This is a genomic window from Mesorhizobium sp. LSHC420B00 (assembly GCF_000503055.1).
In the GTDB taxonomy this organism is placed as follows: Bacteria; Pseudomonadota; Alphaproteobacteria; order Rhizobiales; family Rhizobiaceae; genus Mesorhizobium.
In genome coordinates this window covers 53,107-65,876 of the sequence record NZ_AYVY01000026.1, presented here as the reverse complement: position 1 = coordinate 65,876, position 12,770 = coordinate 53,107, and the positions used below count along the sequence as shown (strand labels likewise).

Annotated in this window: 8 protein-coding genes and 4 pseudogenes; 5 read left to right on the top strand and 7 right to left on the bottom strand. The window is 59.1% G+C overall.

Annotated elements, in window-relative coordinates; translation table 11 throughout:
• Positions 1 to 598 precede the first annotated feature (598 nt).
• Positions 599 to 790 carry a hypothetical protein gene (locus X760_RS78215; RefSeq protein WP_084642947.1) on the top strand — a complete coding sequence of 64 codons (192 nt, stop codon included), beginning with the start codon at positions 599 to 601 and terminating at the stop codon, positions 788 to 790.
• A 27-nt stretch (positions 791 to 817) separates the two neighbouring features.
• Here X760_RS78215 and X760_RS66670 read toward each other — a convergent pair whose 3' ends face one another.
• Complete coding sequence (locus X760_RS66670; protein WP_023721626.1) at positions 818 to 1,426, bottom strand: S46 family peptidase; 609 nt, start codon at positions 1,424 to 1,426, stop codon at positions 818 to 820.
• Positions 1,427 to 1,438: 12 nt separating this feature from the next.
• On the opposite strand from X760_RS66670, the pseudogene X760_RS66665 reads away from it, so the two are divergent.
• A pseudogene (locus X760_RS66665) lies at positions 1,439 to 2,080 on the top strand (IS630 family transposase); the annotation flags it as partial.
• A 55-nt stretch (positions 2,081 to 2,135) separates the two neighbouring features.
• Here the strand turns inward: X760_RS66665 and X760_RS66660 are convergent.
• From X760_RS66660 to X760_RS66645, 4 genes and pseudogenes are all read right to left on the bottom strand, one after another.
• The gene (locus X760_RS66660; RefSeq protein WP_023721624.1) at positions 2,136 to 2,906 is read right to left on the bottom strand and encodes a GntR family transcriptional regulator; all 771 of its coding nucleotides are present in this window, start codon (positions 2,904 to 2,906) and stop codon (positions 2,136 to 2,138) included.
• A gap of 18 nt (positions 2,907 to 2,924) precedes the next feature.
• Positions 2,925 to 3,554: pseudogene (locus tag X760_RS66655) on the bottom strand (TCP-1/cpn60 chaperonin family protein); the annotation flags it as partial.
• Positions 3,555 to 4,052: 498 nt separating this feature from the next.
• A pseudogene (locus X760_RS75285) lies at positions 4,053 to 4,201 on the bottom strand (IS21 family transposase); the annotation flags it as partial.
• Positions 4,202 to 4,395: 194 nt separating this feature from the next.
• Positions 4,396 to 5,121, bottom strand: coding sequence for an FkbM family methyltransferase (locus tag X760_RS66645; protein ID WP_023721622.1), 726 nt, complete (start codon positions 5,119 to 5,121; stop codon positions 4,396 to 4,398).
• A 268-nt stretch (positions 5,122 to 5,389) separates the two neighbouring features.
• On the opposite strand from X760_RS66645, the pseudogene X760_RS66640 reads away from it, so the two are divergent.
• The 3 genes and pseudogenes from X760_RS66640 to X760_RS79185 all read left to right on the top strand — a co-directional run.
• Positions 5,390 to 5,855, top strand: a pseudogene (locus tag X760_RS66640) (IS6 family transposase); the annotation flags it as partial.
• A gap of 473 nt (positions 5,856 to 6,328) precedes the next feature.
• Positions 6,329 to 7,471 carry a UDP-N-acetylglucosamine 2-epimerase (non-hydrolyzing) gene (wecB, locus tag X760_RS66635; protein WP_023721620.1) on the top strand — a complete coding sequence of 381 codons (1,143 nt, stop codon included), beginning with the start codon at positions 6,329 to 6,331 and terminating at the stop codon, positions 7,469 to 7,471.
• Between the two features lie 633 nt (positions 7,472 to 8,104).
• Positions 8,105 to 8,299, top strand: coding sequence for a site-specific integrase (locus X760_RS79185; protein ID WP_023721618.1), 195 nt, complete (start codon positions 8,105 to 8,107; stop codon positions 8,297 to 8,299).
• Positions 8,300 to 9,539: 1,240 nt separating this feature from the next.
• On the opposite strand, the gene X760_RS66625 is transcribed toward X760_RS79185, so the two are convergent.
• On the bottom strand, positions 9,540 to 10,430 hold the full coding sequence (locus X760_RS66625; RefSeq protein ID WP_245278698.1) for a sugar kinase: 891 nt from the start codon (positions 10,428 to 10,430) through the stop codon (positions 9,540 to 9,542).
• 152 nt (positions 10,431 to 10,582) lie between these two features.
• On the bottom strand, positions 10,583 to 12,664 hold the full coding sequence (locus tag X760_RS66620; protein ID WP_031194753.1) for an FAD-binding protein: 2,082 nt from the start codon (positions 12,662 to 12,664) through the stop codon (positions 10,583 to 10,585).
• Positions 12,665 to 12,770: the final 106 nt, after the last annotated feature.

Sequence of the window (12,770 nt, the reverse complement as noted above, 5' to 3'; positions counted from 1 at the left end):
GTGGCCGGCTTCAAATCGGAATGGTGGCCGGTCTTTGATCGGAATGGCGGCCGGCTTCACGTCGGAATCCGCATGCGAACCGCGTTGCGGGCGGGATTGGGTGCTCCGACGGATCGATACCCAATACCTGCGCCATTTGTTCTTCGATGGCATTATCGCCCCCCGCGTATAGCTAAGTGGTGTGTACAAACCTGATCTACACGACCTAGCGCGATTTGGAGCCAACCGGCCTGGGACCTGGGCGGCCGCCTCGCCGCCTCTGGCTCTGCGCCGCAAAATCGGGCCGGTTCCGCGTCCGCATCGAATGACGCCGGTTAGAGGTGGTCTCGGAACGGGGTGCTCGGCATTTATGATCCGACCGAGCGCCAGCGAGTGATCGTCGGCGGGCTGGACGGCGGCATCATGTTAGGGGACTACGGCCTCCAGGCGCGCGAGGAATGCCGAGACCTCGGCGCCGATGTCGGCCGGTTCAGTCACCGTGGGTGACGGCCTAGCTACTCCCCGATCATCCGCGATTTAATTCAAATTTGTCTGTAAATATTGACGATTGCGCGACCTTCACCTCGTAGACGGCAATGGGGTGGTTAGAGAGGGTCCTATGACAAGCGATTTTTCCGCCGCCCGAGTGCATTTAGATCGAGCGTATGACTACCTTTGTGGCGATGACCCGATGAGTCGAAGGGGACGCCAAGCCTTGGACCTGCTAATTGAGGCGGTTGCCGTCGAAGAGTTCAAGCAGCCACGCCAAAACGCGGAGGTGCTAAGGTTTCCGATTGGGCGCCGCTCCTGAGGCAATCTCCACGGCCGCCATGTAGCCTCAGGTGAGGCGCTCACCGGACGGTTGCGCCGCCACTATGAACCATGGTGAGCAAATCCTCCAGAAGGCCAAGAAGCCCGCCCCGCATGAGCCGAGGCGGGCAATAGAAAATGGGGTGCCCAAGCGCGTCCATGAAACAGCGCCGCAGGTAAAATTCAGCAGAATGTCCATCCTGGCGCCTTCAACGGCGATGCGCAGCCAGTTCTTGGGCCGGTAGGGCACGTTGTCGCGCGCATATGGCCGGGAGGAACCATCAGGCGCGACATAGGCGCGACAAAAGCCGAAGTGGCCCGTGTGGCGCGGCCACATCCAGTTATCCGTTTGGCCGCCGAAGTTGCCGATGCGGAGCGCGGGCGCATAGACGAGGCGCACGTCCTCAATTTCGAGCTTCTGGAGGAGATAGTAGGAGGCGCCGCCATAATGGGCCCCTACGTCGCAACGGTGATTGGGCTGTCCTTCACATGCGGCGATCAGGGCCTTTTTGTTCGTGGCGAGCCGCTCACAGCGGGCAAACCCGTTCAGCTTGTCTGAGAGGCTCTTGAGCATTTCGGCGGTCACATCCCGCATGTCCTCGATCACATAGATGCGGCTGCCGGGCGCCGCGGGCAATTCTTCACCCAGTTCAAGCTGTCGAGCGATCCACTGTTCGTCGACAAGGTTGGCGACATCGTCGGGCTCTACCTGTCACCGCCCAACAGGGCAATGGTTTTGAGCGTCGACGAGAAGAGCCAGATCCAGGCACTCGATCGGGAGCAACCGGTCCTGCCGATGATGCCGGGCGTGCCGGAGCGCCGGACCCATAGCTATGTCCGACACGGCACCACCTCGCTGTTCGCGGCGCTCGATGTGGCGTCCGGCTTTGTGATTGGCAAATGCTACAAGCGGCACAGGGCGACCGAGTTTCTGGACTTCCTCAAGCAGATTGACGCCAATGTGCCGCCCGATCTCGATGTCCACGTCATCATGGATACCACAGAACCGCGCTGGTCAGGTTTCTGTCGCGCCGGCCTCACTACCATGTCCACTTCACGCCCACATCGGCATCCTGGATCAATCAGGTCGAACGCTGGTTCGCTGAACTGACCCGAAAGCAGCTGCGACGCGGCGTGCATACCTCAACCAGCCAGCTCGAGGCCGATATTCGCACCTTCATCGAGCGCCACAATGAGAACCCAAAGCCCTATCGATGGACCAAGTCCGCGGACGAAATTCTCTCGTCCGTCAGGTGTTTAGGCCGAGCAGACCTTATGTGGCGAACTTTAGGTTCACATGACTAGCTAGCTGAAAACTTTGCAACACATCCCTTCGCAGTTGGGCATCATCTGCTCCGGCCGATCAATTGGCGGGGTTGAGCGATCGAGGCGCTCTTGCGCTCGATCCAGCCAGTGTAAATGTAGCGATCGGCCCGGTAGGACGAGGACGAAAAGTAAATAACCTGATCGGTCGCGTCGAAGGCGGTACGGTCGATTTGCAGTACCGCAGTGCCGCTAGGCACGTCGAGTGCCTTTGCCAGTTTGGCACGCGCGGTGCCGGCCCTTATCTCCTGCCTGGCTCGCGCCAGAGTCACACCAAGTTGCCGCTCGAGAATCTCGGTGAGAGAGGTGTCGGCAAGGTCCACTTTTTCGATCTGGCGCCCTATTGCCGCAGGAAGCGAAACCGTCTCAACAGCTACGACTTCGTCGTCAATCGTTCTCACGCGCTCGATGTTTAGTACTCGTTCATCGGTTGGCACATTAAGTGCGGTTGCAACCACGGCGTCAGCGGAACGCCAGTCGACCGTCACATGCCTGGTACCCGGCCGGAAGCCACGCGCTACCGCTTCTTCCGAAAATCCTGAAAAAGTGAGCAGGTCCCGGCCGATGTGACGCTTGGCAACAAACGTCCCCTTGCCAGCGCGTCGATAAAGCAAGCCTTCACCGACAAGGGCAAGCACCGCCTGTCGCACCGTATTGCTGCTGAGTTCGTGCTGTTTCATCAACTCCATCTGAGTGGGGAGCTGATCCCCAGCATTGAAGACCCCGCTCTCGATCTGAGACCGAATGATATCCGCGAGCTGAATATGAAATGGAGTTCTACCGGGCTGAACCATGCGGTCTCCTTAAGCCGAGATCACGCCTTGGCCGAAGAGATCGCCGAATTCGCCGGTCTGGGCGTCCGAGCCATAGGTACAGCCTCGCGCAGCTTGCCGATGACGATGGAGCGGTTTGCCCCGCTGTTCTCCGCGATCTGGCGCGCGGGAGCTTCGATGGCGCGCCGCACGATATCGGGGCCGTATCTCTGGTCGGCGTTGTCGGCGGCGACCGCCTCGAGTGCCTTGGCGGCTCTGAGCAGCGCCACGCCGCCGGGCAGGATGCCCTCCTCGACCGCGGCACGGGTGGCATGAATGGCGTCGCCGACCCAATCCTTGCGTTCCTTGACCTCGACCTCCGTCGAGCCGCCGACGCGGATGACGGCGACACCCCGGCGAGCTCGGCCAGCCGCTCCTGCAGCTTCTCGCGATCCAGTCGGAGATGGTCTCCTCGATCTGCGTCTTGATCTGGGTGACACGCCTCTGGATCTGCTCCTTCTTGCCGGCGCCGTCGACGATCGTGGTGTTCTCCTTCTCGACTGTCACCCGCCTGGCGCGGCCGAGCATGTCCAGCGCGACATTCTCTAGCTTGATACCGAGATCCTCGCTCATGGCGGTGCCGCCAGTCAGGATCGCGATATCCTCCAGCATCGATTTACGGCGGTCGCCGACCTCGAGGTCCAGTGGCTTAGGCTGGCCGGTTTCATTGCGTGCGTCAGGACCGGCGGCGATCACTTCGCCCTCCTGCAGCTTTTCCTTCGCGATGTCGGGAATGGTGATGCCTCGCTGGCCGTCTTCTCGTCGGCTTCGATGCGGCGGACGAGGATGCGGTCATCCAATGAACGGAACGTCATGTCGTTCTCCTTCAGGACAAACAGATTGCAACAGGCTACCCCGATTCGGACCGACAGGGCTTGGTGCAGGGCTCGCGCGACCCTTTTTCGGCATCGCGCGCACATGCGGATTAATTTTGCTCCGTTCTCCAAGAGTGGACTGGCCTATGAAGTTCCGACCCTTATGCCCTGCTGTGTTGATTGCGCCATGGGACGCATTGACCGTTGTCTCGATGCGGACGAGACGAAGTTTCACAGGGCCTATCCTGAGCCTATGAAATACGTCTTCGGCGCGTTCAGGGCCTGCGCTCGCGGGACATGGAGCTGAGGCCGTCTCCAGCAGCAAGGCGTTGAGTTCCTCCAGGTTCTTGAAGCGCAGCCTTGGGGTGAAAAAGCGCTCGCGCCCAGCCTGACCTGGTTCTCGACCCGACCCCTCTCCCAACCCGACGCTGAAGTGCAGGCCACCGGCTCGATAAGATAGTGGCCGATCCCAATGCATGGCCAAACAGCGGTATCGACGCCCTCATGCCATGGAATTCCCAGCGCTGAATGGCCTCAGCTCCCGCTTACGCTACATGCGGCGATATGCGCTTCATCTGATTGCCACGCGGCACCCGAGGACGGACGTTGGCAGGCTTGGTGTACGTTCAATGACGCGTTCGATTTGGGCCGCTGCATCAAGTCAATCGCTCGAAGACGACGTTGATGTCAGTCATTGCAGCAAGCCGGTATGATCTGCATTCCATTACATTGATGATCCGATCCCTATTGCCCTTTAGATAATGCTCGTTTGGCTCGCATTGGATGACAGCAGGTCTGATGCACTCGTAGTCAATGGCCTTGACGAGATCGTGATCCAGTCCTTCGCAATCGATCGATAAGAAATCGATCTTATTGGCATAAGGGGCCAGTAGTTCATTGATACCGATCGCGCTCACCTCGATATGTTCTCGGATACCTCCTATACCGTCGAAGTCCCCGAAACTTTCAACGTGTGCTTTATCCACCGACGAAAGCTCATGGGCGTTTCCGATGAAGAGCGTCGCAGACGCTTGCGGAGCGGGCAAGACAACGGATCGAACGAGAACGTCTTCCGGGCGAGCAGTCCTGATCAGCGCTTCCAATTCAGGATTGGGTTCAACCAGAACACCTCGCGCGCCCCGTTGGTACATAAGAAAGGTATTTGAGGTCGAGATGGGGTGATTAGCGCCGATCTCGACATAAAACACACTGGCCCAAGATCTTTGACTCTTGCAGAGTTTTGCAGCCAGAATTCCTTCGACAATAACGTCTTCTCCGGCTTGTGCGTAACTAGCCGGCGCGAAGTGCTTTATCCGAGAGTTCGGGAGATTGAGCCTAGTGACCTCTTGGTTTATTGACTGGTTTTCGAAGTGGGACAACATAGCTCGACCTCCAATGTATTGGACAGGGGACCGCTACGACCGGTTGTCGCGACGGCCCCTGCTCATAATCCCCGCAATCAGCGTGCCACGTGCCGAATGCGGTGCTCCTTACTCAACAAGAGTGAAACACGCGCGCCCGCTGGAATGGCCGCGACACTTTTGTCGGGTTCGCGACATCAGCGCCACCGTCCGGCGACTTCCCGAGGATGTGTTGCAAAGTTTTTGGTAACCAAGCGCATTGGGCTCCGGTGTTCCTCGGAGAGTTGAGATATTCGAAGGCCGCCATTTCGACCAATCTGTGATCTTGCTTTGCATTCGCTCGCATCTGGCCTACGGACTGAGCCTACGCTGATCTTCGAGAAATGATGGCGGAGCGTGGCATTAGTGTCGATCATTCAACGATCCATCGCTGGGTCGTTCATTTCGCGCCGCTGCTGATGGAACGCTTTAACCGGCGCAAGCGCCTCGTGACCGGCAAATGGCATGCGGACGAGAACTACATCAAGGTCCGCTGGCGATGGATGGACCTCTATCGCGCCATCGACAGCGTCGGCGACACCGTCGAGTTCTGGTTCAGTGAATCCCGGGATTTGCCGGCCGCCAAGCGTAAGAGCGTTGGCACGCCATGACCGTGCTGATCGCATCGTCATCGACGCAGGCAGACCAACCGGGAAGCCATTGTTTCCTGCGATGCCACAAGTCGATTGCAGGATTGCTCCCGGCGCCGGTCGAAAGCCGACCCGCATTTGGCAAAGCCGGCCAGCTTGTCCGACGCAGCGATTTGCTCTTCGTCGCTAAGACTGCGTCGTGTGTCGGCTTTGTCGGGCCCGTGACACGAAGTTCGGTTGGGCGAACTTTTTTCTGTTTGCTAAGTAGCTGTAAGCAATCACAAATTGTTTTTTAGCTCGATCAGCCAATGTGGCACGAGTTTTGTGCCTCCTCGTTGAGGAGTGGCGGCAGCAATTGCCGCCATCATTGATGCCGGGGTCAGTCGCGATGGAGGAAGGCGATCCGCGTCAAATCGCGTACTATGGCAAGGGTACATCCTCGTCGTCCGCTGTGAATGGACAAGACGTGGTTCGCTTCGGCCCTGATGATGGCGCCTATGGCCCCTTAGGCGATTCCTTGGCGACTGCGGTCTCCGACGCCCCCAGGCCACGCAAGACACTAGCAGAGAGCGCGCTCACATTTATTTGGAGAGACGATCATGCCCAAGGTGGCATTCATTTTCGGTACTCGTCCTGAGGCGATTAAATGCGCCACAGTAATTAAGGCGATGAAGCTCGACCGCAGGTTCGAGCCCCTCGTTGTTTCCACGGGGCAGCATCGCGAGATGCTGGATATCGCTTTAGCGGAATTCGGTATTCGACCCGACATCGAACTAAGCGTCATGCAACCTCGCCAGACCTTGTCACAGGTCACATATCGAATACTGGAAAGGCTCTCCGGGCAAATAGAACAATGGGGGATCGACGCGGTAGTCGTTCATGGCGATACCGCGAGCACCCTGGCAGGAGCCCTGGCCGCCTTCCAGCACCGTATCCCCATCATCCATATCGAGGCGGGCTTGCGTAGCGGCAACATTGCATCGCCATATCCAGAGGAGGCCAATCGGCGCCTGGTCGCCCAGATAACGGATCTCCACCTGGCGCCGACGATTCGTAGCAGCGAGAACCTTCTCCGCGAAGGTGCCGCTGAGGATCGTATCACGGTCACCGGGAACACGGTCGTCGACGCCCTTCACTGGGCGGCCGAAAATGCCCCCGCCTTCGCCGAGCCAGCGCTTGCCGACCTGAAGAACGAAACGCGGCGGATCGTGGTCGCCTCAGCACATCGGCGTGAATCGTGGGGCGCACCGATGCACGAGATCGCAAAAGCTCTTGTGCAGCTATCATGTCAGGAGAACGTGCGTGTCATCATCCCATTGCACCAGAACCCGGCAGTGCGCGAAGTCATTTTGCCCTATTTAAGCAACCAGGCGAATATTACGGTGGTGGATCCTCTGCCGTACCGCAACTTCTGCAGCCTTATGCTGCGCGCGGACATCATCATCTCGGACAGCAGCGGCGCAGAGGAAGAAGGCCCTTCACTCGGCAAACCGACGCTCGTTTTAAGAGAAATCACCGAGCGGCCGGAGGCTGTCGAAGCTGGCACGGCGCGCCTTGTGGGCCGCAGCACCGCCCGCATCGTGAGTGAAGCGACCCGGCTGCTGCGCGATCCGGACGAATATTCACGGATGGCCCAGCCCGTGGACGCCTACGGCGATGGAAAGGCGACAACTCGGGTCATCGGTGCAATCGCGAGATATTTCGCTGCGCACACCGCGCGCGAGTCGCAGCTGGCCAACTGATGGGCCGCCAGATCAGCGGCGTGGCGCGGGACCGTTCGCTGCCCTCCACGCCCTCCGAAGAACACCACCATATCGAACTGACCGGACCGGGCGATGACGACAAAAGAGAGAAGGTCATGGCTAGGAGTAACAATCCGACGAGATCTCAATTTCTCCAACGCTGTGGTGTGCCTATTCCCATGAAGCCCGCCCCCGATTCCGAAATGAAGCGCCCATACCCAAGGATCAGGGATTCGTCCTCAGTTCCCGGGGCAACCGCCTCTCGGCGACCGGCCTGCAAAATGGCTTTGCCGAGGTCCGTAAACTCGCCGACTTTGATGGCGGTAAGCCGTTTAAGGCCGCACGATCACCGGTTTGCCGTGACCCGCCTCAGCCTCTGGCACCAACAGCGCGCAGACGTTCAGGCGCTGGCCACATATCTCGGCCACGCCAGTTACACCGACACGGCCTACTACCTGAGCGTGCCGCCCTCGATGGAGGCGCAGCACGAGCGAACACCGCACACCTGCTCGTAGCGCCGCTCCTGGAGTCCTATTTCCGCCGGCGCCTGACCAAGCAGCGGAACGCGACTCCCGCGACCGTGGCCAGCTATCGCGACGCCTTGCGCATGCTGATCCTTTTGCCGCCGCCCGGTTGCGGAAGAAGCCGGCGGCGTTGACGCTCGAAGAGCTTGATCGAGACCTTGTTCTCGCTTTTCTCGACGAACTCGAGGAGAAGCGGAACAATTCCGTCACCACGCGCAACGCCCGCTTGGCCGCGATCCGATCTTTCTTCCGACGTCGCTTGCCGCCGACCCGGCGTTCTTCGGCGTTGCCCAACGCGTGCTGACGATTCGCATTAAACGGACGCACATTGAGGTGACGTACCACCTCACCAAGGCCGAAGTGGACACCCTCATCGCGGCGCCCGATCCAAAGACGCCCCGTGGTCGGCGCGAGGGACAAACTGAGGGGGTTCGCCCGCCCGAGGCAAAGCATGATCCGCGTAATGGGATCCGCGTCGATCCTGCACGTAGCGCAGCCGAAGGCGTAGCGGAGGAAGGACTGGGAGACCTTTTTTGCTTGCGAGGGAGAGAAGGCAGGGCCCTCTTTCCCTCTCTGAGGCAGACAAAGTCGGCCGCGATCGCGGCCGTCACTCTTTGAATAGAAAGCAGCCGTCGTCACCGGCTAGCGCCAGGACGGCTCCCGCGGTGAATGGCAAGAAGAGCTAGCGACTTACCATCACCAACTCGTATTACCCGAGCTGGCGCACTATGCTGATTGCGGGCCGTGCTGTAAACGGGCGATATCCCAATCTGGTGTATTGATGACGGCGTTCTGGCCGCGTTGGCTCCGTGCCGAAGGCATAGAGCGGTTTCGCGAAGCGACGCGCCCATATTCTGGCAGGCCCACTAGATTCCAAGGTGGCGTCCAGTCAACCAATTCGGTTACATTGATTGGAACGAACACAGAAGATCAACGTCACTTTGGCAGGAGCAATGGCAGGACCTTTCGAAGAATGGATTTCTCACCTCGGTTTACAGCAGATCGACGATCCATAAATTGACAAGCCGGTCTATCGGAAAACCAGCTTCGGCGAACTGGAGTTAAGCGCCGAAATCGAAAAAAAGATCAGCACCAGCCTTCGCAACGCTCGCGACCGACGGAAAATCCCGCGTTCAAAGCTAGCACCCATGCTTGGGCTCAGCGACTAGGTTTATAATCGTTACGAAAACGCGGTTTCACGGCTGACCGTCGGCCGACTGCTCCACTTTTGCGAGGTGCTGAATATTTCACCGGTGGAGATCCTATACCCCGTCGTGCTGCATCTTTGCGGTGAAGACCAGGCCGAAGCGGAAACTCCTATGGCGATCGTTGAAAAGCTGGCGAATTTCGACGGGCTCACGGCTTCAAGCCATTCTGAGCTTTCTTCGTCACCTGAAGACGAAGGAGACTGATGAAGGCCGCAACGGCATCGGCCGGTATCTGGATCCCGTCTCGCCGGCGACGCACTGGTGGCCGTCGCGTCGCGACGGTGGGCATATACGAGCGTTGTTTTCCAATGCTGGTGTGGTGCAAGCTCGACAGGACTACGCAGCCATACGTGTGCGGATTTCTCTCAGATAAGGGATGGAATCGACCGCGCCGGTCTTCTCAACTGCGAGGGACGCCGCAGCACAAGCGAACCGGGTGGCCGCCTCTGGATCGCCGCAGCGCAAAAATTCAGCCAGAAAGGCACCATCAAAAGTGTCACCAGCAGCCGTCGCATCCACAAGTTGCGCTGAGTAAGCGGGTATCCGAATTCTCATATCGCCACCAGCTACAATTGCGCCTTCTTCGCCTAGGGTCAAAAGGACCGTTTTGACGCCGTGTCGAAGGAATTCGTCGCAAATGGCATCCGGATCCGATAGCCCGAGCAGGGCTTGTGCGTCCTCCATGCTCGGAAAGAGAAAGTCTATTTGTGGCAATGAAGCTGACAAGGTTTCCCACGCCGCTGCCGGCGTCCATAGACTGCGCCGCAGATTGGTATCAAAGGAAACCTTGGCACCTGCCGATCTGGCCATCTCCATCGCTGTAAACGAAGCGTCCCGGCAAGACTCGGAAATAGCCTGTGATATCCCGCTAAGATGAAGAAATGACACTCCCGCGAACATGCCTGGTGCGAGATCACTGCTTGCCAGGCGGCAGGCAGCCGAGCCGGCGCGCCGGTAGGAAAAGCTATGACCATCAGGACCATACTCTATGAAATAGATACCGGTTGGCGCGGCAGCATCACGGATGACATGCGTCGTTGCGATGCCTTCGTCGTGATACAGCGACCGGATACGCTCGCCCAGGCTGTCCTCCCCAAGGCGGGTTATCATCCCTGCTTTCGCGCCGGATCTGGCTGCGGCGACCGCGCAATTCGACACATCGCCGCCAATGCCCGGCTTGATCGTTCCGTCCCGCCGCCACGCGAACTCGAACAGGGGTTCACCCATGCAAACGATGTCAGCCTCTCCACCACCCATACCACACCTCATTGTCCGTCTCCGGTCGCCCTTCGGCTGGCGTTTAGGCCTCAGGTTCCCTCAGTTCCAGATATTCCATGCGGATGTTGACGACATCACGCGCACCGCGACTAGGTATCTTCTTAGTCAGAACCGCGATCAAAGATCCGGCCGGTCAGCCAATCTGGCCAATCGCGTTCGAAGAACGACCCAGCACTCTCGTCGAACGAACGGATTGGACGTGTTGAAACCACCATTTCGACGCCGTCCAATCGGACAATGATCTGTTCACTCCGCTGGGCGTCGCGCTCCCTCCGGAAGCGATAGTCTTCCAGCGGGCCTGTCCTCGCGAGCGGAAGCGATTCACCTTCTCGATCGCATATTGCGCGGGAACCGCGGCTCCCTCCGCCTTGGCCAATGTAATGGTCCAAAGCGGTAAGCACCGCTTCGGAAGCTAGCGCCATTTGCCGCCATTGTATTGACCGCACCGCCTCAGCAGGTCGTTTGTACCTAATGCCATTTGCGCGAATGCTTACATTGAGTCTTCGAGCTTCTGCGAGGGCCTGGCTTACCCGCTCGCCGTCGCAGATCATACCGGCCGCATCGCTCATCCGCGCCTGGATCGTGGAACGCGCCGACTTGATCGTCAGCGAGCTGTCGGGGCGCATGATCGTGAAGAGCGCCGCGATGCCCGCTTGCGCAGCTCGGGCAATGTCGACCTTCGGCGCTACTTTTGCTTTGCCGCTGGCTGCAATGTGCTCGGCCGCTCGGGTGCCAAAGACCTGCCCGGCATTAAGCGCGGCTCCGCCGGGCCGCGTCACGCCGTGCGTACCAGCGGCCTCTCCGATCGCATAGCAGCCGGCAAGGCTACTGCGCCCCCAAACGTCCACCATGATGCCGCCGTTCATGTGCTGGTTGTTGACGGCGAACTCCAACGGTTCCTTGGTTATGTCTATCTTGTAGCGACGATAGAGTTCGATCGCGAGCGGGTTCATGTGCTTCAACCGCTCGATTGGCAAATGTTGACCCGCGCCGGCATTGCCGAGATAGGAACTCACGTCGTCGTCCAACCGTTCGAGGGAGAACGGCAGATCGCCGGGCATGGGCAGCGGATTCCGGTTGAAGTCCATGAACACGCGCCGCCCCGCTGCGGACTCGCGATAGATCGCAACATCTATGAGACTCGAGCTGAAATCGAGCATCCGCGTGGCATGAAAAGGCCATTGATATCCCTTGCGGAACAGGTTGGAGGCCATCTCCTGTGTGCTGCGATAATACTGGGCAAGGAAGTGGTGCTCATTGCCCTCCGCGTCAATCGAATAGACATGCGGAATCGCCTGGACATAGGTGCCGGACAGATTCCAGGGAAAACCCTCCCGGCGCGTGCCTATACCGAACTGGCTCTCCGTAAGGTTGACCAATTCGATACCAGCTTCGAGCGCAAGGCCGAGCGACCCGAAGCAGCCGTTGGGATAGACACTATCACGATAAAGTTCGCCGGGACCGCCCGCGGCAAGCACAAGGACCGAGCACTCGAACAGGGCAAGGCCGAAGGGGTTTGTTGTTGTTCGGTCGTTGGGGCGCATCGTAAGAATGCCGGCGACGTGCCGATCCGTCCCCTCCCCGCAGGTGAGGATTTTGGCAGCCGTAGTGTGGTTATAGAACGGAACATCAAGACGGATCGCCTCTTCGGCAAGCACCTTGACCATCAGACGTGACGTGCGTGGACCGCAACTGGTGGCACGACCCACCTCGTCGTGGTCGGTCTTGTATCTGAGAGTGCCGCCCAGCGCGTCCTGAGGCAGTGGAAGGCCAAGAAACTGTAGCGAGGCCATCATGCGAGACGAGCCCACGGCCTCCACATAGGCAATATCCTCATCCATCGCGCCGCCGGCGCGTATTGCTCGCGCCATCGCCTTGTAGTTATCTCCCTGATCCGCACTGTTGGCCGTATGCAGCGTCTGCTTGTCAGAGCCGGAGCAGGCCGACGTTCCACCCCAAGCGCTTTGACTGACGATAACCACCTCTTTCCCACGCCGCCTTAATTCCACCGCCGCACGCAGCCCCGCCGCACCGGAACCGACCACTACACAACCGCATCGATAGACCGGGACTTGAAGGTCGCCGTGGACCATTGTACCGGACGGAGCCGTCTCCGACCGTAGTCGCGGCATATCGACATCGGTCATGGCGTCGAGAATGTGCTGCGGGACGTCAATCGTCATAAGACTGCTAAGATCCTTGTGTCATCAGGGAGCGCATTTTTGCCAGTGATTCATCACCATGAAATGCCAACCGGATGTGTCAGCACGAATTTGGCCGATCAGTGCG